This is a genomic window from Flavobacterium sp. HTF, from assembly GCF_003105115.1.
In the GTDB taxonomy this organism is placed as follows: domain Bacteria; phylum Bacteroidota; class Bacteroidia; order Flavobacteriales; family Flavobacteriaceae; genus Flavobacterium.
Genome location: NZ_QETH01000041.1, coordinates 13,450 through 39,338, shown reverse-complemented (window position 1 = coordinate 39,338; position 25,889 = coordinate 13,450). Strand labels below are relative to the sequence as shown.

The 25,889-nt window shown below is 34.1% G+C and carries 25 protein-coding genes; 10 read left to right on the top strand and 15 right to left on the bottom strand.

The window, feature by feature from the left end; translation table 11 throughout:
• A partial coding sequence (locus tag DCO46_RS13400) for a helicase-related protein (RefSeq protein ID WP_207784971.1) occupies positions 1–1,457 on the top strand: 1,457 nt, incomplete at its 5' end.
• A 77-nt stretch (positions 1,458–1,534) separates the two neighbouring features.
• Here the strand turns inward: DCO46_RS13400 and DCO46_RS13395 are convergent.
• On the bottom strand, positions 1,535–2,731 hold the full coding sequence (locus DCO46_RS13395; RefSeq protein WP_116753019.1) for an aminopeptidase C: 1,197 nt from the start codon (positions 2,729–2,731) through the stop codon (positions 1,535–1,537).
• Positions 2,732–2,976: 245 nt separating this feature from the next.
• Here DCO46_RS13395 and DCO46_RS13390 point away from each other — a divergent pair, with 245 nt between their 5' ends.
• Complete coding sequence (locus DCO46_RS13390; protein ID WP_116753018.1) at positions 2,977–3,774, top strand: helix-turn-helix transcriptional regulator; 798 nt, start codon at positions 2,977–2,979, stop codon at positions 3,772–3,774.
• 78 nt (positions 3,775–3,852) lie between these two features.
• Positions 3,853–4,713, top strand: a complete 861-nt coding sequence (locus DCO46_RS13385; protein ID WP_116753017.1) for a CPBP family intramembrane glutamic endopeptidase — start codon at positions 3,853–3,855, stop codon at positions 4,711–4,713.
• A gap of 75 nt (positions 4,714–4,788) precedes the next feature.
• Here DCO46_RS13385 and DCO46_RS13380 read toward each other — a convergent pair whose 3' ends face one another.
• The 12 genes from DCO46_RS13380 to DCO46_RS13325 all read right to left on the bottom strand — a co-directional run bounded on the left by DCO46_RS13380 (position 4,789) and on the right by DCO46_RS13325 (position 17,693).
• Positions 4,789–5,931 (bottom strand): BamA/TamA family outer membrane protein, encoded by a 1,143-nt coding sequence (locus DCO46_RS13380; protein WP_116753016.1) that lies wholly within the window; start codon positions 5,929–5,931, stop codon positions 4,789–4,791.
• A gap of 16 nt (positions 5,932–5,947) precedes the next feature.
• On the bottom strand, positions 5,948–6,916 hold the full coding sequence (locus DCO46_RS13375; protein ID WP_116753015.1) for a transporter: 969 nt from the start codon (positions 6,914–6,916) through the stop codon (positions 5,948–5,950).
• 52 nt (positions 6,917–6,968) lie between these two features.
• Positions 6,969–8,150, bottom strand: a complete 1,182-nt coding sequence (locus DCO46_RS13370) for a helix-turn-helix domain-containing protein (protein WP_116753014.1) — start codon at positions 8,148–8,150, stop codon at positions 6,969–6,971.
• 103 nt (positions 8,151–8,253) lie between these two features.
• Positions 8,254–8,838: a DUF4136 domain-containing protein gene (locus DCO46_RS13365; protein WP_116753013.1), complete on the bottom strand. Its 585-nt coding sequence runs from the start codon at positions 8,836–8,838 to the stop codon at positions 8,254–8,256.
• A gap of 232 nt (positions 8,839–9,070) precedes the next feature.
• The gene (locus tag DCO46_RS13360; protein ID WP_243416310.1) at positions 9,071–9,901 is read right to left on the bottom strand and encodes a hypothetical protein; all 831 of its coding nucleotides are present in this window, start codon (positions 9,899–9,901) and stop codon (positions 9,071–9,073) included.
• Between the two features lie 86 nt (positions 9,902–9,987).
• Positions 9,988–11,004 carry an HAD family hydrolase gene (locus DCO46_RS13355; RefSeq protein ID WP_116753012.1) on the bottom strand — a complete coding sequence of 339 codons (1,017 nt, stop codon included), beginning with the start codon at positions 11,002–11,004 and terminating at the stop codon, positions 9,988–9,990.
• 59 nt (positions 11,005–11,063) lie between these two features.
• Positions 11,064–12,740, bottom strand: a complete 1,677-nt coding sequence (locus DCO46_RS13350) for an arylsulfatase (protein WP_116753011.1) — start codon at positions 12,738–12,740, stop codon at positions 11,064–11,066.
• Between the two features lie 420 nt (positions 12,741–13,160).
• Positions 13,161–14,594, bottom strand: coding sequence for a pyruvate kinase (gene pyk / locus DCO46_RS13345; protein WP_116753010.1), 1,434 nt, complete (start codon positions 14,592–14,594; stop codon positions 13,161–13,163).
• Positions 14,595–14,599: 5 nt separating this feature from the next.
• The gene (locus tag DCO46_RS13340; RefSeq protein ID WP_116753009.1) at positions 14,600–15,088 is read right to left on the bottom strand and encodes an IPExxxVDY family protein; all 489 of its coding nucleotides are present in this window, start codon (positions 15,086–15,088) and stop codon (positions 14,600–14,602) included.
• 125 nt (positions 15,089–15,213) lie between these two features.
• Positions 15,214–15,954: a ribonuclease III gene (rnc, locus tag DCO46_RS13335; protein ID WP_116753008.1), complete on the bottom strand. Its 741-nt coding sequence runs from the start codon at positions 15,952–15,954 to the stop codon at positions 15,214–15,216.
• 8 nt (positions 15,955–15,962) lie between these two features.
• Positions 15,963–17,216 (bottom strand): beta-ketoacyl-ACP synthase II, encoded by a 1,254-nt coding sequence (gene fabF / locus DCO46_RS13330; RefSeq protein ID WP_116753007.1) that lies wholly within the window; start codon positions 17,214–17,216, stop codon positions 15,963–15,965.
• Between the two features lie 240 nt (positions 17,217–17,456).
• On the bottom strand, positions 17,457–17,693 hold the full coding sequence (locus tag DCO46_RS13325; protein ID WP_007137004.1) for an acyl carrier protein: 237 nt from the start codon (positions 17,691–17,693) through the stop codon (positions 17,457–17,459).
• 175 nt (positions 17,694–17,868) lie between these two features.
• On the opposite strand from DCO46_RS13325, the gene purN reads away from it, so the two are divergent.
• Both purN and rnhA read left to right on the top strand, forming a co-directional pair.
• On the top strand, positions 17,869–18,447 hold the full coding sequence (gene purN / locus DCO46_RS13320; protein ID WP_116753006.1) for a phosphoribosylglycinamide formyltransferase: 579 nt from the start codon (positions 17,869–17,871) through the stop codon (positions 18,445–18,447).
• Positions 18,448–18,575: 128 nt separating this feature from the next.
• Positions 18,576–19,055, top strand: a complete 480-nt coding sequence (rnhA, locus tag DCO46_RS13315) for a ribonuclease HI (protein WP_116753005.1) — start codon at positions 18,576–18,578, stop codon at positions 19,053–19,055.
• Positions 19,056–19,106: 51 nt separating this feature from the next.
• On the opposite strand, the gene DCO46_RS13310 is transcribed toward rnhA, so the two are convergent.
• Positions 19,107–19,457 carry a DUF6249 domain-containing protein gene (locus DCO46_RS13310; RefSeq protein WP_116753004.1) on the bottom strand — a complete coding sequence of 117 codons (351 nt, stop codon included), beginning with the start codon at positions 19,455–19,457 and terminating at the stop codon, positions 19,107–19,109.
• A 273-nt stretch (positions 19,458–19,730) separates the two neighbouring features.
• Here DCO46_RS13310 and DCO46_RS13305 point away from each other — a divergent pair, with 273 nt between their 5' ends.
• The 3 genes from DCO46_RS13305 to DCO46_RS13295 all read left to right on the top strand — a co-directional run bounded on the left by DCO46_RS13305 (position 19,731) and on the right by DCO46_RS13295 (position 21,668).
• The gene (locus DCO46_RS13305) at positions 19,731–20,318 is read left to right on the top strand and encodes an RNA polymerase sigma factor (RefSeq protein ID WP_116753003.1); all 588 of its coding nucleotides are present in this window, start codon (positions 19,731–19,733) and stop codon (positions 20,316–20,318) included.
• Positions 20,302–20,697 (top strand): hypothetical protein, encoded by a 396-nt coding sequence (locus DCO46_RS13300; protein WP_116753002.1) that lies wholly within the window; start codon positions 20,302–20,304, stop codon positions 20,695–20,697. Before DCO46_RS13305 ends, DCO46_RS13300 begins: the two co-directional genes overlap by 17 nt.
• A gap of 80 nt (positions 20,698–20,777) precedes the next feature.
• Positions 20,778–21,668 carry an alpha/beta hydrolase family protein gene (locus DCO46_RS13295; protein WP_165828947.1) on the top strand — a complete coding sequence of 297 codons (891 nt, stop codon included), beginning with the start codon at positions 20,778–20,780 and terminating at the stop codon, positions 21,666–21,668.
• Between the two features lie 90 nt (positions 21,669–21,758).
• Here DCO46_RS13295 and DCO46_RS13290 read toward each other — a convergent pair whose 3' ends face one another.
• Positions 21,759–22,334, bottom strand: coding sequence for a hypothetical protein (locus DCO46_RS13290; RefSeq protein ID WP_116753000.1), 576 nt, complete (start codon positions 22,332–22,334; stop codon positions 21,759–21,761).
• 243 nt (positions 22,335–22,577) lie between these two features.
• On the opposite strand from DCO46_RS13290, the gene DCO46_RS13285 reads away from it, so the two are divergent.
• Complete coding sequence (locus DCO46_RS13285; RefSeq protein ID WP_116752999.1) at positions 22,578–23,501, top strand: PfkB family carbohydrate kinase; 924 nt, start codon at positions 22,578–22,580, stop codon at positions 23,499–23,501.
• A gap of 81 nt (positions 23,502–23,582) precedes the next feature.
• On the top strand, positions 23,583–25,481 hold the full coding sequence (locus DCO46_RS13280) for an amidophosphoribosyltransferase (protein WP_116752998.1): 1,899 nt from the start codon (positions 23,583–23,585) through the stop codon (positions 25,479–25,481).
• The last annotated feature ends 408 nt before the right edge of the window (positions 25,482–25,889 follow it).

Sequence of the window (25,889 nt, the reverse complement as noted above, 5' to 3'; positions counted from 1 at the left end):
ATATAGATGGTGTAAATTTTGATTTTACAAAAAAGAAAACAAAAAGGTCAAGAATACAAGAAATACTTGATAGAATTCTCTCAGTAAATGAAAATGCTATAGTTTATTGCAATACTCAAGCAAATGCAGAAAAAATTGCAAATGAATATGAGAGGGTTAATATAAACACCAGTTACTTTGAAGCATTTATCGACCATTTAAAAAGTAAATATGATAATCGGTGGGTTGTAATTGAATCCTTAGAAAAAGGAATTGGTGTTCATCATGGTGTTGTACCAAAATATATTCAAAAAGAAATAGTAGGACTATTTAACAAAAAAGAGTCTAACGTAAATATACTAACATCAACAACTACAATAACTGAAGGTGTCAATACTACAGCAAAAAATATGATTGTTTATAAAAGTGAAAAAGGAGCTGGTATTAATGGAAAACCCTTGTTAACTTTTGATGCCAAAAATATTGCAGGAAGAGCAGGAAGGTTTATGGAGCATTTCAAAGGACGTGTAATTTCTTTAGAAAAAGAGTTTCTTGATGTTATAGATAAAGTTGGGACTCAAATTGAGCATAAGAATTATCAGTTATCAAATGAAAGAAAAGAGATTGATGATGAAATGACTCCTCCTGAATATTTAGACAATAGAAGTAAACAAAGACTTGCTGAGATTAAAACTCTCCAAGAAGAAAGAAATATACCAGATTATATTTTATCACAATTTAAAGTAATTAGCAAAAGAGATAAAATCAAAATGTATGACGCTATAAATGATCTTGATGGAGAAGCGCAAAGAAAAATAAACGACTTAATTAATGATTTAAATGCTATTCCGTATTTAAAATTGAATAAAAATGGTTTTCAGGTTGTATTAGATTTGATAAAAGAATTTACGCTTGAAAATAAAAATTTACATTTTCTAATTGATAGAAAGTATACAGACCAAAATGGTACTTCTGCATCAGTGCTCACAGCATCCTTGCTAAGTTATATCTACAATGGATATTTGGGAGTTTACAATTACAATTTTGAACGATTAGAAAAAAGAATTAAGGCAAAAGCTGAAGAAGCTGAAAAAAACAACAAAAAAATAGATATTGAAACTGAGACTAAAAATGCCGTAAATTCTGCAATGAGAGATACATCAACATTAATATTTAATACATTTAAATATCAATTAGTAAAATACCTAGGCGTTTTCAACTTAATGTATAAATTTCGAATTTCTCAACAGCAAAATAAAAATTTTGAAGACATTAAAGGCATCGATAAATTATTAATCAAACTTGAATACAATGCATTTAGTCATGAAGCTAGAACTGCCAGTGATTATGGTGTTCCGCAAAAAATTATTGATTATTATGATTCACAAACTGATTCAGTAAGAAAAAAGTTACTAGATAGCTTTGATGGTTATGAAAAACAAATATATCAAAAGATAAAAAAAATAATTGAAGAATAATTTTTTGAAGTTCCTTATAAAAAAGCGCCACAATCCAAAAATTGCAGCGCTTTTTATTTTCTTAAAACTGAAGTAAATTAAACCCCTAATTTCTTAGCAATCTCAGCAGGAACTCCGCCTTTGTTTACCATTAAAGCAGTCGTTTTATATTTTACGAAATTTTTGGTTACAAACAAGAAACCTTTGTAGTCGTTTGTTTCTCCCCATGAATTTTTTACGATATAATATTCTCTTCCGGTTTGGTCTTTTGCTAAACCAATAATATGCATTCCGTGGTCGTCTGTTGTTGTATAATTATCAAACGCAGCCTGACGCATTTCTGCAGTGATTTCCGGTTCCGGTTTTGGTCCGTTAAACATATCTGCTTTTTCTTCGGCAGTCATATCATCGAATTTTTTTGTCGGTACATACGCTACTCCGTTTTTCCAGCTAAAGCTTTTTTCGCTCACGTCTGTTGCCCACGCTACCGTATATCCTTTTTTCAAAGCATTGTCAATAACATCTGTCATATCGTTTACTTTTACATTATAAACCTGATCAAAAGACCAGTTGTCCGGTACCATCATTGTTGTTTTTTGGTAATAAGGAGCAGTTGTAAAAGAAGACATTTCGATATAATCGTCAGGATTGATTCCTACGATTTCTTTGGCAAAAGATTGTGGGGTGTAGTTTTTTCCTTTGTAATTAAAATTATCCGGCACTTTTCCTAAATAAGAGTCAATAACAGCAGCATACGCTTTTTGCCAGTTTGGCGTTAATTCACCATTTGGATTTTTTACAACAGCTGCTAAAACGCCTTCAATAAGAGCAGACATTTCGGCAAATTTATTTTTGTCTGTACCATAGTTTAATCCTGTGTAAACTTCTCTTGGTACAGTTCCGTATTTTTTGTACATATTGATTACGTCATGCAATGCTCCTCCGTCACCCAAAGTAACCGCGCCATGCATACGAACATAATTAATCCCTTTTTCTACATAAACATTTCTTGCCGAATAAATCTGAGATAATTCTACAGGTTGTTTTCCTAAACGAATCATTTCTGATTCTAAAAATGAGTTTGTAGAATAACTCCAGCATGTACCCGAAGAACCCTGAGCTTTTACAGAAGTTGTTCCTAAATTGATCTGTTCTGTGAATTTAAAGTTTTCTTTACTTTTATCACTTGCATTTAGTTTTAGAGAGTTTACTAAAACGTCTTGTGCAAAACAGCTTGTTGCTCCCACGAAAAATACCGAAGCAGCAAGTACCGATTTGAATGTAAATGTATTCATAAATGAATGTTTAAGGTTTTGATAAATTAGTCTCTTGTGTTTCTAATTTGTTACAAAACAATTAAATTTTATGTAATTTGTTGCTATTCTGCGGTTAATTTTTTCACAATCTTTTTATTAAGGCGTAAAAGATTACAAATTATGTAAAACTGAATTCGTCATGACAACCAAACTGAATCCTGAATGATTGTTTGTCAAATAAGTGTTATTTTGGTTGTCGAAATGCCACGCAACCCATCTGAAAAATGTACGAACTTCAAAAAGAGAAATACTTAGGAAATACTAAAAGTATATTTAACAATACTCAGGGAATTACTGTTGTAGAAACGGAATATCACGACAAGGTTTACGAGGGCTGGCATTCGCATAATAATGCGCATATTACGCTTTTTTTGAAGGGCGGAACTTCTGAGAAACGAAAAAACTTTAGTGAAGTTGTGGGTCCGGGTTCGTTATTATTTTATCATAGTGATGAACTGCACATGAACCACGATACCCTTTTTCCTTCTAAAAACATAAATATCGAACTTGAGGAAAACTTGCTGAAAGAACTGCAGATTAGCGAAGCTACAATCGAAAAATCTATTCAGAATACAACGTTTACCAAATTTTTAATGCTGAAAATTTTTAAGGAAAGCCTGGTTGCCGATGCTTTTTCTGGTGACACGATCAATATGTTATTTGCACAATTATCGAACACGAACAGTCATTTGGAACGGTTTGAAAAGAGTCCGTTTTGGGTTAAAAGCCTTAATGAATTACTGAACGATTGCTGGAACGAAAATCCAAATTTGCAGGATCTCGCACAGGTTTTAAACTTAAATCCGATTACGATTTCAAAACATTTTCCGAAATATTTTGGCTGCACTTTAGGAGAATATATGCGCCGGATTAAAATCGACCGCTCGCTTTCGCTCATAAAATCCAACCAAAATAATCTGACTGAAATTGGTTTTCAATGTGGTTTTTCAGATCAGAGCCATTTTATCAGAACCTTTAAAAATCAAACCGGGTTTTTGCCTAAGCAATTTCAGAAATTATAAGGCAGGCAAATTTCATTCTATTTTTTGGGTTTGAAGCAGTCTACATTTGCTTCAAATTAATACTTAAACCAAATTTAAATGGAAACTCTTACTGTCAGACAAAAAATATTTAATTATTCAATAATCAAGATTATCCTTGCCATACTTGTTTTTATGGCAGTTGTAATTATAGGCCAGCAGATTGCTTCAAAATTACTCGTATTAACATCTCTTGATAAAAACTACAGGAATCTTCTGAAAGGAATTTTTGTTTCATCAACCTGCATTTTGAGCTATATTCTTTTCTTTAAATATTATGAAAAAAGAGCTGTAACAGAATTTGCTTCAAAAGGGCTTTTAAAAAATCTGACAATCGGTTTCTTAATTGGATTTATTTTACAATCGTTGACTATTTTGGTCATTTACCTCAACGGAAGTTATAATGTTTTAAAAGTAAATCCGGTTTCTTTTATTCTTATTCCGTTTGCCATTATGTTTACCGTTGCCATTATCGAAGAAATATTGGTACGTGGCATTATATTTAGAATCATCGAAGAAAAATTAGGAAGTTATATTGCGCTGACTATTTCGTCCGTTTTATTTGGAGCTTTCCATTTGGCAAACCCAAACGGAACTTTGGTTTCTGGAATTTGCATCACAACTGCGGGTTTTTTATTGGGAGCCGGTTTTATTTACAGCCGCAATTTATGGTTTCCGATTGCAATGCATTTTGCATGGAATTTTACACAGTCGGGAATTTTTGGAGCAATAACTTCGGGAAACGAAAAGACAAGCAGTTTATTAGAAGCCAACATACAAGGCCCTGAATTAATTACAGGAGCTGCTTTTGGTCCCGAAGGATCAATTCAGGCAATTGTTTTCTGTTCTCTTGGTGCTTTTATTTTATTGACATTAAGCCGTAAAGAAAACAAAATTATTAAGCCTTACTGGAAAAGGTAAATCTTAAGATCGTATACAAAGAAAAGCCCCGCAGAGATTATTCTGACGGGGTTTTTATACTAAAACTAAATTGTACTATCTCATCCAGTTGCTTCCAAAAACAATATAGTAAGCCCAGTCTTCGGGGCCTTTTGCCACATCTACGCCCATTCGGAGTTTAAATTTTCGGGCTAATAAATACCTGAAACCTGTTCCGTAACTGTACACTACCGGTTTTGCAAAAGCTTTATCCCAGTCGTTAAAAGCACTTGCCAGACCGCCATACCCCATAAGGCTCCATCTTCTGTAGACATCCCAACGCAATTCGGCTTCGGTAACAATGCTGGTTTTTCCCTGATATCGTGCAGCCGGAATTCCGCGCAAATTGATTCCCGGCAAAAGATAAAATGGCGGGCTCCCAAACGCCTGCTCTCCTTCTATCCTGAGTCCGCCAATTAATTTTTTAGTTATCGGATGATATCCTATTGCAGACAAGTTTACCCTCCAGGCATCATAATCACTTCCTATGGCGTCATCTGACCAGAAAAAATCTGACTGAAGCCGTATTCCTTTATCCGGAGTAAAAATATTGTCACGCCCGTCAAACTGTATTGCACCGCCAAACTGACTAATGGTACTTTTAATATCTTTTGGCTGTACAAAAGGCGGAGGAAGATCTAAACTGGGTAAGTTTATTTTTGAATTTAAAAACAGATATTGCGGTCCGGCGCTCCATTTTGCATTTCGAAACTGCTTGAGCCATTGGGTATAAAAAATAGTTGACCTAAAATTGAGTTTAAATTCTTCATCATTTCCGGTTGGCAGATTATTCGCATAAAATGAAATATTCATATCGCCATAGCCGGCCATAACCCGGTATAATATTTTTGGTTTTACTAAAGTTCCTGAACGAAAAGCACCGACCATCCAGCTTTTATTTCCGGTATACATTCCGATTCCTCCCGTAATATCCGGATTGATGAATCGTTTTTTTCCGTTTTCGTCCACTACCGGAGAGCGCTTTTTGAGAAATACAGGAACAATTGCACCTCCAATTCCGCCCAAAGCGGGTTCAGTTATAATGGTTGGAACTACGATAAAACCGTGTGCATAAATAATGTAGTCGCTTAAATCGAAAGCACCATCAAGAGAATCTTTTACGCTAATGTGTGGTTTTTGTCCAAATGTAAGATTGGAAAAAAACAAGTACAGGACGCTAAAAAAGATCAATTTCTGCATAAGCTTTAAAAAAAAGTTATTCTTTTTTTGTACTAAAAATATGTGCCAGCGTCAGGAAGAAAGTGCTTCCCTGAAATCTGTTTATGGCATCAATCTCTCCTAACCAGCGCAAACCAATCGTAGATTTGGATTTTAGATGCAGAAAATTCACCTCAGCTCCCAATGCTGCTACATGGTCTTTGTCGCCTTGCCAGACAATTGGCCCGATCGGAATTTCGTCATTGGTAACTTTGTATTGCAGGTAATAAATTAACCCTGCATTTATAATAGATTTTGGAGCCGTTTTTTCGGCATTCAAACAATAAAATGTTTTTCCCAGTCCGCCTTCAAAACTCAGGATATCTCCGGTTTTTATATCGGTATCTTTCTTTTTTCCGTTGATTTCGTACGAAGCCATTGTTGCAAAATGAAACGTCTTTTTGTCGTTAAAAAATAATGTTGTCCCAACAGAAAATTCATTCATAAACATTCCCAACCCGCTATTGTCTGTTGCTCCGGCTTTGTATTTTCCTGTTGGAAGATAGATTTGATAACTAAAGACAAAATCGGCCCGTTTTTTATGCCAGCCCAATTGTACCGGAACTATATAAGTGTCTGTAAAAGCAAGAGATCCATCGATGTTTACATTATTACCTTCAATTCTGTTAGAAGCAACTGCAAACAAAGCTGTTGCTCCATAATTGGCTCCCAAAATTTTGAAATCACTAACCCACGAAACTCCCGCTCCTGTAACAAACATGTTAATATCAGGATTTCGGACAGCAATATCTCCATTACTGTCGCGTAGCTTCGAGGCTCCGTAAAAATATCCCGGAACATACACTATAAGTGTATTTTCCGGACTTTGTGTTCCTGCCTGCAAACCCATTCCGCCCAGTATATGTCCGCCTTTTAGCTGTGCATTTGCCAAAAAAGAAACAGACAAAAGCAATAATGTATTGATTAGTTTTATGGTTTGTCTATGCTGCATAATTTTAGTTTTCATAGTATATATGTTTAAATTAATGCCCAACAAATTGTTTCTTATTTGGTGTTTTTCAGCCTAAAGATTTTAAATAAAAAACATTTGATTTCTCACAATCCAGCCTGATTGCCTTAAAATATTCTGATGGTGATTTTCCGGTATGTTTTATAAAGGCTCTAAAACAAGTCGTCCGGGATTTAAATCCGGATCCCCAGGCCATGCCTTCGAGCGATAAATCCTTCCATTCCGGGTCATTTATTTTTTCCTTGAAATATTCGATTCTTTTTAGATTCACATAATCCTGAAAATGCAGGTTAAATTCTGAATTAATTAAATTTGAAAGCTGATGTATGGATATGCCGGTTTCTTCGGACAAGTCGCGAATGACAAAATCTTTTTTCAGGAAAAGTTTTTTTGCACAAAAAATAGTGTCAAGTTTTAAGAGGTATTCCTGTTTTTTTTCTGTTGTAACTTCTTTTATCAACGACAGATCTTTAATTTCATCGATTTGAGCGATCAAAGGTTTATCTGTCATAAATTCTAAGTTTTCCTGATTATCAAAAAAGAGCTGTGGTTTAAAATAAAGCCATCCAACGGTAAAAATCAATACTGAGGAAATCAGAATGTAACTTGAAAAATCTATGTTCGTTACTTTATTTATCAAAAAATAATGTACAAAAAGTGCCGAAAACAAAAACAATATAACGAGGTTATAAATTCTTAACCAACCAATAATTTTTAGCTTTTGAGGTTTATTTTGTACCACTTTTTTTAAGCTATAATTCAGGAGCATCATGGTCTGACAAAAAGCATAAATTAACCAAATCGTTAGATTTAGCATTGTAAAAGGATTTTTTGCTTTTGATGAAATATAACCAACAAATTGTATGTCTGTTACATTTGCAAGCCATACGATAAGCGTTAAACAGAAATATAAGATAAAAGGCAAAAAGTGCAGCCAATCGTACTTTCTAAACATTTCGACCGAAAACAAAACATTTCTAACATACAAAAAAGAACATGGGGCCACTAAAAAAATAAACGCTTTGGTAATGACAAATAAATCCGGAAAGTTTTTAAAAGCATTTGCTGTCAGATAGAAATTATAAATACTTACAACGGCCAGGCTAAACAGGAAAAGTCCCAAAAAAAAACTTTTTGAATAATTTTTTTTTGAAAAAAGGATCATAAAAGAAGTCGCAAAACCAATAAGTGTCGCTATAAAAAAGAAAAGTGAAAGTATTATATCGAGCATATCCTTAAACTTAAATTATATTGTATCGGGGACTTTGTAGAATAGAAAAATATAATTTAGTGCTGTACTTACCTTAAAGGATAAGCACAGCTTACTTGAGGTCTTAGTTATTTTTTACTGCACCCGGAGGAAAACCTTCTAAGATTTTCTTAATGGCACCGGCAATAAATTCTTCGGGATTATCCGGTTTGCTGTCTATCTGAGCATTACCCACTCCCTGCCATACCAGTTTTTGAGTTTTGGCAGAAACGATATCAATCACGAGAGAACCATCAACATAATCATAAGTATTAAATGTTGTTGTACCGCTGCCCATCATTGCACCTCCGCCCCAATATCCATAAGGACGATACATTCCTCCATATCCATAAAAATTGGTGTCGGCTGTAACAGATTGCTTGTTTTTTAAGATCGATACTGCATTTACTTTTAAATCAGGGTTGGATGATGACTCTGTAAAGCCTTTTGCAGTCATTTCAGACCGAATGGCATTTATAACACGATCAACATTTAATTGGTTTACCTGCCCCTCCTGTGCTTTTAAATCATAAACTGCAAAGGTTTTGTATTCGCTAAAATTGGCAGAGTGATCATAATCAGTAGTAACTTTTACAGTTGGCGAGCAACTATATAAAAAAACCAATAAAAATATTGGGGCAAAACGAAGGTTTGTTCTTTTAGTATTCATTGTGTGGTATTTAAATTAATGATTAAATAGATTTGACTCGAATTTTTAAATCTTAATTAAATCTTGAATGAATGGCGAATAGAGAAGAAAGACTACAATTTTCAATATAATACATTATAAAACAGGCGTTTAATAATCACTCAAAGATATAATTTTTTCTTTAATCGGTATAATGAATGGGTATTTTTCTTACATTAAGATTATTTTATATTATTAATGCTTTTTTATCGCATCATTTTCCCGGAAACACAAAAGCTACAATCGCCCGTAACCCCCAGTCTGGCCTTAAATCGTGTGGCCCAACTATTGGAATAAGTGGTGATACAGCCAACTGCACCACCTGATCTCCCAGTTTGGTAATACCTCCTATAGAAGGATTGAGGGATATCATCGTCGTTCTGCCCTCCCAATTTTGGGTTATTTCGGCATTTACGCCCAGACTCGCTCCACTTTTATAACTGTGAGAAAGAAATATTTGTGTATAAAACTGATTAACATCTGCACGATCTTCATTTCCGGCTACTGACCAAATCTGATTGGCTATAAACCCTATTGTAAGTCCTTTTCCCTGATGCATCACTAAAGCGCTCGGTCCGATCCCGAATTTCTCTGTCCCTAAAAATTTATCCGTTGCAACAGGGACTAAAAATGCAGGACCAATTCCGTAAATCAGTTTATCACTTTTGGGTGCAAAAAATGCGGTAATTGTCGCATCACTTAAACCAAATTCATTTGTATTATCTCCCGTTATATCCCTTTGATCTACTATCGGAATAATATATCTGGAAATTAAATTGAGGTTTTCTGTCAATTTAAAAGGAATAACCGGCTGAAAATTGATGACATATTTTGAACCATTATATGGCCCGATCCCATAATTTATATTATTCTGAAATGGCACACTAATAAGACTGGCAACAGGATTGGCGAGTTTGTCTGCAAGCTCCTGTGCACTTGCACCGGATTTTTCGGCTTGTTCCTGAGCATAAAAATTTAAATTTAAAATCAGGCAAACTGCACTTATTAACAATCTAATATGTTTAGAAAATTGTATGTTTTTCATGGTTTTTATTTATAGATTCTTCATTTTAAAATCAAAATGAAACAACTTATAAAAAGTTGTTTCACTTCAATTCTAACTAACTCAATCTAATTATCCGGAAAAATTTTTTTCCAGTCTTTCTTCATATCAACAACATGCCATTTGTTTTTTGCTGCTGCGTTTAACGATGCATTATCTTTTTCCTGATAACTGTATTCTCTGATAGAATCATTGTGGTTGATAAGCAGTTGAAACGATGGGTATTTATTTCCCTGTGAATATTTCAACATTGCAATATCTCCGGCACCGCCTTCATTTCCGCAGGCAAAAACAGGCCGTTGGCCAATATGCAGTTGTATGCCCACAGGTTTTCCTTCTTTATCATTAAAATGATCTAAAGCTGCTTCTCTCTGTATAGCATTTTTAGTTTCATCATATTTATATTTGAAAGAGGTTCCGACAACCTGATCTTTTGGGATTCCATAAAAATCCTGAGATATTCCTCTTACCACTTCTATTGTTCCTCCGGTTACGATATACGTTTTAAATCCGTTGGCACGCAAATAATTTAATAGCTCTAATTGCGGCTGATACCGTATTTGCTTTACAGCAACATTTTTACCGGGGTATTTTGCCTCTTTATAAAATGCTGCAACCGAAGCCTCGAATTCCTCTTCGGTCATTCCGGTATGAGTTGCGGCAACCAGTTCAATTAATGCTTTTTCACCTCCTTTTTCAAAAAAGGTCTTATCTTTTTCTACAACCGCTTTAAAAGGTTGTTTTTTTGCCAGCTCTGGTTTTGCCTCAAGCATTTTTTTAACCCTATAAAAAGCAAAAAGCTCCTGTACATATGGTTTTTCTGCCCACAATGTTCCGTCATTATCAAATGTTGCAATTCTGTTTTCTTCCGGTATAAAATCAGGATTCCCTTTTTTGGTTACTTTTTCTACATAAGCAACAATGTCACTTTTTAAAGTACCCTCATTCCAACTCGGCAACGGATCACCGCTTACAGCAATTTCTGTTTGTTTGTTGTCTGTTTTGGGCGCAGGAAAAGTATCTGATTTTTTACAGGAAAAGAAAAACAAAACGACTGGCAGTAGAAAAAATATTCTTTTACTCATGGTGTTTGCATCTTAGGTAAAGAGATTCAGATTTAAAAATCCGAATCTCTTATAGTTATTTATTTTTTCTTTTTCGTAGCTGTCTCTTCTTCTTTTAGTTTGGGTAAAATATTTTTCTCCACATACTGTTGTGTTTTAATCCCTTGTAATGTCTGCTTAAGAATAACCGTTGGATTGAAACTTGGCGGGAAAGAACGTGGCGGATATTCCTTGAATGTTTCTGCAAAAACAAATACATCATTCATTGCACCATACACAGATCCTACATGATTCATTAACCAATCCCAATAGGTGTTTGAAGTAAAGTCAGCACGCTCATACGGGTCCTGATATAAATTGAATATTTTCTGCAAACGAAGTTCTGTAAATGGTTCTGCCCAAACACCCATTGTTCCTGCCAGACGTTGTTCTGCAAAAACATATTTATAATCTCCAACACGCATACCAACTAATAAACCATCATCATCGGAATAATAGAATTTCTCTCTTGCACTTTTCCCTCCTTTTAGTAATTGGGTTTGGTCAAAACCATCCAGGTGAACTTTATAGCTTTTTCCGTTTGCGCTGTAGCCTTTCAAAAGTTTATTCGTAATGTCCGGTTCGCCTGCAATAGAAGCAAAAGTTGGAAGCCAGTCATTATGGCTCATTAACTCAGTTGTTACTGTTCCCGGTTTGATATTACCAGGCCAGCGTACTATACAGGGAACGCGAAAAGCACCTTCCCAGTTTGTATTTTTTTCTGAACGGAAAGAGGTCATAGCACCATCAGGCCAGGTATTCATGTGAGGGCCATTATCTGTAGAATATACTACAATAGTATTATCGGTAATTCCCAAATCATCCAGTGCTTTTAAAATACTTCCGATTGTTTCATCATGTTCAATCATACCATCAATATATTCGCTGTCACCGTGGGTATATCTTCCTCTGTGTTCTGCACGAACATGCGTACGAAGGTGCATACGAGTACCATTAAACCAGCAGAAAAACGGTTTACCGGCTGCATTTTGTCTTTTTATAAAATCAATTGCTGCTGCAGATGTTTCATCATCCACCGTTTCCATTCTTTTTTTAGTAAGTGCTCCGGTATCTTCGATTTTTTGTTTTCCAACTCTTCCAAAACGTGGATCAGTAGTGCCATCATCAACATTTGTTGCAGTACATTTTAAAACACCTCTTGGTCCAAATTTTTTCAGGTATTCAGGATCTTTAGGATAATCCGGTAGTTCTGGTTCTTCTTCTGCATTTAGATGATAAAGGTTACCGAAAAACTCATCGAAGCCATTTAAGGTCGGTAAGCTTTCATTACGGTCGCCTACATGGTTTTTACCAAACTGTCCTGTTGTATAGCCAAGACTTTTCATGATTCCGCCAATTGAAGGATCAAGCTGGCTCATCCCCATCGGTGCGCCAGGAAAACCTACTTTTGTAAGTCCGGTACGAATACCATGTTGTCCTGTTAAAAAAGCAGCACGCCCTGCAGTACAGCTTTGTTCTCCATAATAATGTAAAAACCGGACTCCTTCATTGGCTAACTTATCTATATTGGGCGTAGTATAGCCCATTAAACCATCACTATAAGCACTGATATTTGTAATTCCGATATCATCTCCCCAAAGAACTAAAATATTGGGTTGTTTTTTACTCTGAGCCGAAATAGAAACTCCTGTAAAACTCACTAATGCAAACAGTAAGAATGCATTACTAAATACACATTGTAATTTGATTTGTTTCATGGTAATAATTTTTATTAATAATTTCTCTGCCTGTTGGTATCTGAAATATTAAAAAGTTAAAACCTACCTGATCAGAGTGAGCTTAGTTTATTAAGTAATTTTTTTGAAAGAAAATAGTTACTCAAAATATCTTTAACATTTCTTTAAGTGTCTCAAAATTAAGCAATAAAAAATGCAACAATTATATTTATAGCGTGTTAGCTTGTTTCATTTTATAAAATGAAACAAGAAAATGAGGTTTTTTGATTCGTCATATTTCATTTACAAAAATTTGTTAATTAGAGATTCCTAAAAATGAATTTTAAATCGTAGGTAAAACAAAAAAAGCTTATGAAATCTGTCATAAGCTTTTTATTAACTGAAAAAGCCATCAAGAATTAATCCTGATGGCTTTTATTATTTTCAATTTTATTGAACTATCTATTCAATTTCAGATACTCTCATGGTATTTACCATTCCTTTATCTTTGATTGGCATTGCAGCAAGGTTGATTAGGTAATCTCCTTTTTGAGCAAATCCTTTTTCAACAGCAATTTTATTTACATCTGTTACTGTATCATCAGTACTGTTTTCATTATCGTAGTAAAAAGATTTTACTCCCCATAATAAATTCAGTTGCGTTAAAATTCTTCTGTTTGAAGTAAATACTAAAATATGTCCTGAAGATGGTCTCCAAGCCGAAATTTGGAAAGCTGTATAACCGCTGTTTGTTAATGTACAAATTGCTTTTGCTTTAATTTCATTAGCCAGTAAAGCTGCCTGATGACAAACCGTTTTTGTAATAAAACGTTTAGTTTTAATTTGTGGTGTATTTTGTGGAACCTGGATTAGCGGAGAATCTTCAACAGCTTCACAAATTTGTGTCATTCTTTGAATTACCTGTACCGGATAATTTCCTGTAGCAGTTTCACCTGACAACATCACAGCATCTGCACCGTCCATTACTGAGTTTGCAACGTCATTTACCTCTGCTCTTGTCGGAGTTAAACTTGTAATCATCGTTTCCATCATTTGAGTAGCAACGATAACCGGAATTCTTGCGGTTTTTGCTCTGCGGATCAAATCTTTTTGAACCAATGGTACTTCGTGTGCAGGAAGTTCAACTCCAAGATCTCCACGGGCAACCATTAAACCATCGCAATAAGCTACAATTTTATCCATGTTCTCCAGAGCTTCCGGCATTTCAATTTTAGCAATAATTGGAATTTTATATTCTGAATGCTTAGCAATTAAGTCTTGTAAGTCTTGTAAATCGCGAGGTGTTTTTACAAACGAAAGTGCAATCCAGTCTACTTTTTGCTCAATTGCAAAAATAGCATCAGCAATATCTTTTTCAGTTAAAGCTGGTAAAGAGATTTTAGTGTTTGGTAAATTAACTCCTTTTTTAGATTTTAATTCTCCACCCTGAATTACTTTAGCAACAACTTCTGTTTTTTTATCTGTAGAAACAATTTCGAAAATAAGTTTACCATCGTCAAGCAAAATACGCTCTCCAACATTTACATCATTTGGGAAATTTTGATATTTCATAAATGCTTTTTTTGCATTTCCGACAATATCTTCTGCTGTTGTGAAAGTAATTTCATCACCATCATGTACAACCGTTCCTTCTTCCATCACACCAACTCTAAGTTTTGGCCCCTGTAAATCTCCAAGGATTGCAGTAGTATAACCAAACTCTTCGTTTAATCCTCTGATGATATTGATTTTTTCTTTTACTCCTTCGTAGTCAGCATGCGAAAAATTGATTCTAAACACATTCACCCCTGCATCGATCATATCCTTGATAATCTCTCTCGTACCACATGCAGGTCCAAGTGTGGCTACAATTTTAGTTTTTTTGTTTGTAAGCATTTTTTTTAAAAAATTAGATTGTTTTTTGATTTTATTTTGTTTGTATCAACAACATATATAGCTGCGATACTCTCTATAGCATTTAGTTGTTGTTGGATTTCTGAAAAATCAGTAGCCTCATCGCTATTATCGATTTTCAGGAAATAATCTACTTTTTTGAATTCAGGAAGTAAATGAATTGTTGTAGAAACCTCACTTGTTTCATTGGAAAACAAATTCTGGAAATCATTTTTTCTCACTGAAATGATTTCATTTTTATTCTGAATCAGATTCCACGAAACGGCTTTTTCAGAATCATAATAATAAAATCTCGAAAAATTTGCTTCACCTTCCTTAGTCTGAGCATGGATCTCGTTCTTGCTTTTACTGAGGTTTATCGGAAGTTTTTTATTGATAAAATAGGCCAGTCGATAATCTTCCAATGAAGTATGGATTGCCATTAAATAATAATCAATTTCGTCAAATTCGTCTAAATCCAATCTATGAATAGCCATATCATGAAAAATCAAGTTGTAAATATACTATTTCTAACGGAGCATCAATAGTTAAGATTAGCATGTTTTTGTTAATTTATAAACGAAAACGTTGTAGCTTTAACAAAGCTATGCTATTTATGTAGTTATTTCTTATCTATTTTTTCCTGAAATGCAAAATAGGCTCTTTGTGATGCCTTTTCTTCTGCCTTCTTTTTTGAAGTTGCTCTTGCTCTTGCAATTACTTTATCATCAATACTTAATTTTACGCCAAACAAACGTTGTCCGTCAATTCCGTTATCCTCAAAAATGTCATAATGAAAGATTCTCTTTTCTTTCTGGCACCATTCGATAACCAAACTTTTATAACTGATCACTTTTCCCTCAAGTCGGGCAATGTCTACATAAGGAGTAATAACTCTTTTCTGAATAAACCTTTCGCAAAAAGCATATCCTTTATCCAGATAAATTGCACCAATAAGAGATTCAAAAATATTACCATGAATGTTTTCTCCAAAATGCTGAATTGGCACTTTGCTTTCTACAAAACGAACCAGATTTAAGTCCTTCCCTAATTCATTCAGATGTTCACGGCTTACAATTTTCGAGCGCATCTTGGTCAGATAGCCTTCATCACCATTTGGAGCTTTATTAAATAAATGTGCTGCAATTACCGCACTTAACATTGCGTCACCCAAAAATTCCAGCCTTTCATAATTGATAGGATGGCCCGATTCATCTAATTTGTTGGAAGATCGGTGTGTAAATGCTTTCTTATAAAACTCAATAGAAACAGGCTGAAAACCAAGTATTTTCTGAATAGTGTCAAAAAAAATCCCGTCTTCTTGAGAACGGGATTTCGTAAATATTTTTTTGATAATATTCATAGACAAAACTAGTCAACTAATTTTTTAAACAATACACAAGCATTATGTCCGCCAAAACCAAAAGTGTTGCTCATAGCTACGTTTACTTCTCTTTTTTGAGGCTTGTTTAATGTAAGGTTTAATGCCGGATCAATATTTTCATCAACAACTGTATGATTAATTGTTGGAGGAACAAGACTGTGTTGCATTGCCAGAATAGAAGCAATTGCTTCAATAGCTCCGGCAGCACCAAGTAAATGTCCTGTCATTGATTTTGTAGAGTTGATATTGATGTTTTTTGCATGTTCACCAAAAACAGCACTGATTGCTTTTAATTCGGCTACATCTCCTAATGGAGTAGAAGTTCCGTGAGTATTGATATGATCAACATCTTCAGGGTTCATTCCTGCATCTCTCAATGTATTTTTCATTACTGCAATAACTCCAATTCCTTCCGGATGTGGTGCAGTTAAGTGATAAGCGTCAGATGACATTCCGCCACCGCCAATTTCGCAGTAAATTTTTGCTCCACGTGCTTTTGCATGTTCGTAATCTTCAAGAACCAGGGCTCCTGCTCCTTCTCCTAATACAAAACCATCTCTGGTTGCGTCAAAAGGTCTTGAAGCTGTTTCCGGGCTTTCATTTCTTGTTGATAAAGCGTGCATAGAACTAAAACCCCCCATACCAGCAATGGTAACAGCAGCTTCAGAACCACCTGATATAATAACATCACACATTCCTAAACGAATGTAGTTGAAAGCATCAATTAATGCATTTGCAGAAGATGCACATGCAGAAACCGTTGTATAATTTGGTCCCATATAACCATTACGCATAGAAATATGCGCAGGAGCAATATCAGCAATCATTTTAGGAATAAAAAACGGATTGAATTTTGGAGTTCCATCGCCTTTTGCATAATAAATTACCTCTTCCTGAAAAGTTTCCAAACCTCCAATTCCTGCTCCCCAGATAACACCAACTCTTTGTTTGTCGATATTATCATCAGTAAGTCCAGCATCTTTAATAGCTTCATCACTGGCAGCAACAGCATATTGAGCAAATTTGTCTAATCTTCTAGATTCTTTACGATCCATAAAATCTTCAATGTTGAAGTTTTTTACTTCACAGGCAAATTTAGTTTTATGCTTCTCTGTATCATAATATGTGATGGGTGCGGCTCCGCTAACTCCATTCACAAGTGCATCCCAATATTCCTGGATATTATTCCCGATAGGAGTAAGTGCACCTAATCCTGTTACAACAACTCGCCTTAATGCCATAAATATGTATTTTGTACTTTAAACAAATAAAACCCACGCTTTCTTAACAGTAATGTTACTTAAGAGCCATGGGCATTACAATATAAATATATCTTTTTGATTGAAAATCAATCGAATTTTAAATTTTAAAAAAATAATAACACCCGAATTTCTATAAATTTCAATTTTTCAAAAAACAAATTCCAATTTTGGGATTTGATAATTCAACTTTGGAATTTTTAGAATTCGGGTGTGGTATTATTATTTTTTAGCTTCTTCGATATAAGAAATAGCTTGACCTACAGTAGCAATGTTTTCTGCTTGATCGTCCGGAATTTGAATATCAAATTCTTTTTCGAATTCCATAATAAGCTCAACAGTGTCTAATGAGTCAGCTCCCAAATCATTAGTGAAGCTTGCTTCTGTTACAACTTCGTTTTCGTCAACACCTAATTTGTCTACGATAATCGCTTTTACTCTTGATGCAATGTCTGACATAATCTTTAATTTTAGAATTTAATTTGTTGGCAAAAATAAAAAACTTTATTTTAAAACAACTATTTAGTTTATAAATGTGACACTAATTTATAAAATTAATTTCAAGAAAGCCCTTTTAATACTATTTATTTTCGATTTTTATTCCGTTTTTTGCATTCTCAAAACACACGCTATTATGAAAAAAATTGTTGTTTTTGCCTCAGGATCAGGAACTAATGCAGAAAACATTATTAAATATTTTGCAGGAACCAAAATCGCCAATGTCGTTTCGGTTTTTACAAATAATGCTACTGCAAAAGTGATCGAAAGAGCAAAAAATCATCAAATTCCAGTCGAAATCTTCTCAAAAAACGAACTTTTAGAAAGAAACATACTACAAAAAATAGAGGAAATCGACCCGGATTTGATTGTTCTGGCAGGTTTCTTATTGAAATTCCCGGATAACATAATTGAAAGGTATCCAAATAAAATTATCAATATTCATCCGGCACTTTTACCTAATTATGGAGGAAAAGGAATGTATGGAATGCATGTACACAGGGCAATAGTAAATAATAAGGAAAAAGAAACCGGAATTTCGATTCATTATGTAAATGAACATTACGATGAAGGCGGCATTATTTTTCAGGCAAATGTGGCAATAACAGATGAAGATACTCCAGAAACAGTGGCCGAAAAGATTCACGAATTAGAACAAAAGCATTTTCCTGAGATTATTCATAGAATTCTGGAAGATTCAAGTTCTAAAATTTAAAACCCATATAAGATAATTTAAGACTGGCGTTTAAAAAATATTAAAATCAGAATGAACTTTTAAATAACCTAAGAAATATAAGACAATACTTTAAGTGAACTTATATAATATGGTTAACAAAAAATAAAATGACGCAACACGAAGTACATATATATACAGACGGTGCTGCAAAAGGCAATCCGGGTAATGGCGGTTATGGTGTAGTGATGGAACTGGTTGGCACGCCTCACAAAAAAGAATTTTATGAAGGTTTTCGTCTTACGACTAATAACAGGATGGAACTTTTGGCGGTAATTGTTGGTTTAGAAAAACTCAAAAACCCAAACATGAAAGTTTTAATTATTTCAGATTCTAAATATGTGGTTGATTCTGTTGAAAAAAAATGGGTTCTGGGCTGGGAAAAAAAGAAATTTGTCGGGAGAAAAAATCCGGATTTATGGAAACGATTTTTAATTGTTTACCGTAAACATCAGGTCAACTTTAAATGGATAAAAGGCCATAATAATCATCCGCAAAACGAACGCTGCGACCAACTTGCCGTTATGGCATCCATGCAGCCCAAACTTTCGGTAGATGAATATTACGAAACCATCGGATCTAAAGAATAAAAAAACGCATCAAAAATTAATTTGATGCGTTTTTCATTTCTAACTTAAAATTTATTCTTCTTTGTCTAAATCTTTTGCCGTTCTAAATCCAACTAAAAGTCCGATACCTGCCATTATAAAAATGATTGAAGGGAAAACTGCATCAGCATTTAACGAAGTGTAGGTCGAAATTAACAACCCCAGAAAGATTCCGACACCGCTTCCTATCAATAGGAAGGCAACGTTTACAACAAAGATTTTCCATGCCGAACTTCCTTTAGTTCTTCCTTTTAAAAATATACTTGCATCTGCACCTTTTTCTATAAGAGCCAAACGCTCTCTGTTTCTTGTTGAGTAAAAAAGATAGACAATCCCAAAGATCATCGCAAAAAGACTAAGTGGTACTAAAACTTGTGGTCCCATAATTTTTATGTTTTTATAATTGATTGATACTCCATATGACGAGGCTTTTCAAATTGAGGTTACAAGTTTTTGTAAAAAATTTTAAATTCCAAATTCCATCCCGAAGCCTCGGGACCAAAACTTGCTGATTATGAGTTAATTTTGAAGGTGTTTTCGCATTCCCAACTTTATTATATATGTAAATTTCTAAGTTGGAATTTGGAATTTAAAAAATTGGAATTTATTTTTCAAAATTCTTGTAACCTAAACAAACAAACCGTCGTCCTATATAATATGAGTACACTAAATGATCAACATTATATCGACAAAGTTCTGCAGGGCGAGACCAATGCGTTTGCCGTTCTTGTAGATCGTTATAAAGATATGATCTTTACGCTGGGACTCAAAATGGTTAAAAACCGGGAAGAAGCAGAAGAAGTTGCACAAGACACTTTTATAAAGATTTACAATTCGTTGACAAAGTTTAAAGGCGAATCTAAATTTTCGACCTGGATTTATAAAATCGCTTATAATACTTGTCTGGACAGATTAAAGAAAAGCAAAAAGGATGATTTAAATATTTCGATAGATGAATTTTCTTCTCACTTCATCAAAACAATGGATAATGCATTAAGTGCTTTAGAAGACAAAGAACGAAAGCAGGCCATTCAGAATTGTTTAAATTTGTTACCCCGTGAAGATAATTTCCTGCTGACTTTATTTTATTTTGAAGATCAGAATTTAGAAGAAATAGGAAAAGTCATGAATATAAATGCTAATAATGTCAAGGTGAAATTATTTAGAAGCCGACAAAAATTAGCCACCATTTTAAAAAAGCAGTTAGAACCTGAAATACTTGAGTATTATGAAAGAGAGCGATAAAAATATAGAAAATCTTATTGAGAAAATGATGGCCGAAAACACTTTGCAATCGCCATCTGCCGACTTTACTTCGAACTTAATGTCGCAAATTCTTGTTGCTGAAAAAGCAAAAATAAAACCTTACAAACCTTTAATTTCAATATCAACCTGGGTGTTTATTGGAGTTGCCTTGGCTGTTTTAATTGCTTATAATGTGTTTTTTGCCCGAGCAGAAAACAACTTAGAAATAGGAAAATCGTATACCGATAAAATTTCGGGAATCGTTTCGGGAATTCATATTTCTAAAACTTTATTGTATGCTATTTTAATAGTTCCTTTTATGATTTTAGTACAAGTTGGAGTTCTAAAAAATTATTTTGATAAGAAGTATGAGTTGTAAAGATTTTAAAACCAACTAAAAAGAATACATCGATAATTGTGAATTAATAAATGAAAAGTAAACTGGTAATTTTTAAAAGCATGCTAAGAGCAAAAAAGTCATACACTTATTTACTCCTAATGCTGGTGTTTTTTGCCACTAGTTATACATCTGCAATTCCGCCAAACTTTACTACCAAGGAAATAAAATTTATTAGTGAAGGAGTTTCACTTTCCGGAACTGTCTTTATACCTGACAACGTACAGGCAGCTGTTGTGATTGTTCACGGATCGGGACAAGAAAAAAGAATGATAAACTTTGCTACAATTCTAGCCAACAATGGAATTGCAGTTTTAACGTATGATAAACGTGGAGTTGGAGAATCAGCTGGTATATATGCCGGACCTGAAGTAGGAACTAACAATGTTGATTTCTCAAATCTAAATCTTTTGTCTTTAGACGCGAGTGCTGCCGTAAATACTTTATCAAAATCTCTGTCAAATAATACAACACCAATCGGTTTAATAGGCGGTAGTCAGGCCGGATGGATAATTCCATTGACTGCAGAAAAAAATAAGAAAGTCCAATTTATGACAATATTTAGCGGCGCTCTTATAACAGTCAAAGAACAATTGAGATTCCAATTTTATACAGATGGAAATAAAAATTTTTGGAATACGCATTCAGAAGAAGAGGCAAGAAAACATGTATTCAATGATCCGGACAGATATGAGTTTATTGACACAAATCCCAATGATGTTCTTTCTAAATTATCAATTCCAGGAATCTGGATTTTTGGAGGCAAAGATATTCAAGTTCCTGCGAAGCTATCAATAGAATATCTTGATGTATTAAAATCTAAAGGAAAACATTATGAATATAAATTGTTTCCAAAATTGGGCCACAATACAGCATTTTCAGACGCTGAAGAGCCTATGGAAGTTGCAATCAATTGGATTAAAAATGTAGATAAATTGAAGAATCATAAATAAAAAAACTAAAGTATCTATCACTAACAGTTACTAAAGTATATTTTGAACTTTCTAAAAAATTCTTTTGACAAGAAACATGAATTGTAGATTTTATTTAAATAAATCGTTTCTTTTTCTGGCAAAATCTATTCCTAAATAACAATCTGAAGTTATATCGTATTTGTTTAAATAAAGAAAGTATGCTATAGTTGAATGCTCACCTTCATTTATGACCGCTCTATTAAGAATCAATCTTTTTGATATAGTTTCTTTTGAATACTTTTTTAAAAATTTATCAAATCCTAAATTAAAATATTCTTTTTCTATTTTAGTATTTAATTTAAATCTTTGAGGATAACTAGATTTTTTAAACAAATTACTGTCCAAAACAAACTCCTCATTTAAAACTGCATTTAAAAACTCTTTGAAAGATCTGAATTCTTTAGAATAATATTTTTTATAAAAGAAAAACAATTCATTGCAATTTGTCAAAACAATTTCATTGCCGTCAATGCGAAAATATAAATCCGTAAATGAAGTTGGCGGAGGAGGCAATCTTACAATTCCATCTTTTATTTCGCCACGATCTGCTAGCATCTCTAACGTTTCCTCAGAAAAATTAGGCTCTTTTCTTTCGCAGGAAATCAAAAGACAGAACACCATAAATAAGACAACTATTTTCTTCATAAATGAGATTTGAGTTTAAAACAAATCTAACAAAAATATTCAGCGTTTTTTCCAAAATAAGTATTGCAATTTAATTCTGAAAATGATATTTTAAGCACTTCACTAAACCAAATATAATTAATTCATTTACAAGAGTTTTACTTCGAAATCGTTCTCTTTTTTTTATGAAAATTTTGAGAGTGTAAACCATTGCAGGATTGTAACTTATGAAGTATCTTTGCACCCTAATTCGAAATTCATAAAATGAATAAACTATTGATTGTTGGAACGGTTGCTTTCGACGCGATTGAAACTCCTTTCGGGAAAACAGATAAAATATTAGGTGGTGCTGCAACTTACATTGGTTTATCAGCATCTTTTTTCAACCTGCAATCGGCCATTGTTTCTGTAGTTGGTGACGATTTTCCACAAGAACATTTAGATTTATTGACTTCAAAAAATATCGATATCTCAGGTATCGAAATTGTAAAAGGCGGTAAAACCTTTTTCTGGAGCGGATTGTACCACAATGATTTAAATTCCAGAGATACTTTAGTAACAGAATTAAACGTTTTGGCTGATTTTCAACCAAAAGTTCCTCAAAACTTTAAAGATTCAGATGTAGTGATGTTAGGAAACTTGCATCCATTGGTACAAAGCAGTGTTTTAGATCAGTTAGAGAAAAAACCAAAATTAGTAGTTTTAGATACTATGAACTTTTGGATGGACTGTGCTCTTCCTGAATTATTGGAAGTTATCAAACGTGTAGACGTTATTACAATTAATGATGAAGAAGCAAGACAGCTTTCAGGAGAATATTCATTAGTAAAAGCCGCAAACAAGATCCAGGAAATGGGTCCTAAATATGTAGTGATTAAAAAAGGAGAACATGGCGCATTAATCTTCCATAACAGAGAAGTATTTTTTGCACCAGCTTTACCATTAGAAGATGTTTTTGATCCGACAGGAGCAGGAGACACTTTTGCTGGTGGATTCTCAGGATTTATTACACAAAGCGAAAACATTTCGTTTAACAATATGAAAAACGCCATTATTTACGGTTCAAATTTAGCTTCATTCTGTGTAGAGAAATTTGGAACTGAAAGGATGGAAACATTAAGCAAAGCAGAAGTAGCGATTCGATTACAACAATTTAAGTCGTTAACTCAGTTTGACATAGAAATATAATGCCTAAGAGCCTCGATAAAACGGGGCTTTTTTATTACGTTAATACACACAACTTACAACAACACACAAAATACAAAAAAAATGAGCGACGCGTTAAAACACGAATGTGGTATAGCCTTAGTTAGACTTCTTAAACCGCTTGAATATTACAAAGAAAAATACGGAACTGCTTTTTACGGGATACAAAAAATGTATCTGATGATGGAAAAGCAGCATAACCGTGGTCAGGATGGTGCAGGTTTTGCCAGCATAAAACTGGATGTAGAACCTGGACAACGCTACATAAGCAGAGTTCGTTCGAACCATTCGCAGCCTATACAGGATGTTTTTGCACAGATCAATGATCGAATCAATGAAGAGATGACTGCGCATCCTGAACTGGCAGATGACATGACAAAATTAAAAGCCGGGATTCCATATGTGGGAGAATTGTTTTTAGGTCACGTTCGTTACGGAACTTTTGGAAAAAACAGTATTGAAAGCGTTCACCCATTTTTACGTCAGAGTAACTGGATGCATCGTAACCTTATTTTGGCCGGTAACTTTAATATGACAAATGTTAAAGAACTTTTTGAAAATCTTGTTGAACTTGGACAACATCCAAAAGAAATGGCCGACACCGTTACCGTAATGGAAAAAATTGGTCACTTTCTGGATAAAGAAGTAATGCAATTGTACCAGGACTGCAAACAAGAAGGCTATTCTAAAAGAGAAGCTTCTCCAGTAATTGCAGAACGTTTGGATATTGCAAAAATATTAACCCGTTCGGCTAAAAACTTAGACGGAGGTTATGCAATGGCCGGATTACTAGGTCATGGTGATGCTTTTGTTTTTAGAGACCCTGCAGGAATTCGTCCGGCATATTTCTATCAGGATGATGAAGTTGTCGTGGTAGCTTCTGAGCGCCCTGTTATTCAGACAGTATTTAATGTTGCTTTTGAAAAAGTTCAGGAAATCGAGCCGGGAAATGCTTTGATTATCAAGAAAAACGGAAAAGTTTCGATGGAACAAATCCTGGAACCAACTGTTAAAAAAGCATGTTCTTTTGAAAGAATTTATTTCTCAAGAGGAAGTGATGCTGAAATTTACCAGGAACGTAAAAACCTAGGAAAATTAATCCTGCCAGCAGTTCTAAAATCAATAGACAGCGACACAGATAATACTGTATTCTCATACATCCCGAACACAGCAGAAACTTCTTTTTATGGTTTGGTTGAAGCCGCTCAGGATTTCTTAAATCAGAGAAAAAATAATTACATCTTAGAAAACAGAAATACACTTACTACCGAAACTTTACAGGAATTATTAGCTGTAAAAATCCGTACGGAGAAAGTTGCCATTAAAGATGCTAAACTAAGAACCTTTATTACAGAAGACAGCAGCCGTGATGATTTGGTTGCACACGTTTACGACGTTACCTATGGCGTAATTAAACCAACTGATAATCTGGTTATTATTGACGATAGCATTGTTCGTGGTACCACTTTAAAAATGAGTATCATCAAAATGATGGATCGTTTGAAACCAAAACGTATCGTAATTGTTTCTTCTGCTCCACAAATTCGTTATCCGGATTGTTACGGAATCGATATGGCTAAGCTTGAAGGCCTTGTAGCTTTTAGAGCAGCTTTGGCTTTATTAAAAGAAAAAAACTTATATCATATAGTTGACGAGGTTTATGCTAAATGTAAAGCGCAGGAAAATTTTGCCGATACAGATGTTGTAAATTACGTAACCGCTATTTATGACCAGTTTACTCCTGAAGAGATTTCAGATAAAATTGCTGAGATGCTGAGTTCTCCTGAAATTAATGCTGAAGTAAAAATCATCTTTCAAAGAGTAGAAGATCTGCATATTGCCTGCCCTAAAAATTTAGGAGACTGGTACTTCACCGGAGATTATCCTACACCAGGAGGAAATCGTGTCGTAAACAGAGCTTTTATGAATTTTTATGAAGGAAAAGATGCAAGAGCGTATTAGAAAAATATTAACAAAAGGTTAAATTGTGCATTTCATCGGTTTTTTTTGCCGTTTATCCTAAATGTTTGGGAAAAACGAAATGCTACAATACTTTTGGGAAACCATAACATTAGTAGGTTAAGTTTATGGTAGATTTGGGGCAAAAAGGGTGGAAGAAATTCCACCTTTTTTATTGGAATAAAGTCAAGAAAATCGGTTCAAAGTAAGAAATTACGTATTTCGTCGAATATATTTGCACTTAATCTAAAATATTTGCTATTACGATATAGCTATTCTATATTTACTAGACCATAACATTAGTAGGTTAAGTATATGGTAGATTTGGGGCAAAAAAGGTGGAAGAAATTCCGCCTTTTTTATTTTTATTCTGTAGAGAGCAGAATAAGGAAAATAGAACAAAGGAAATTT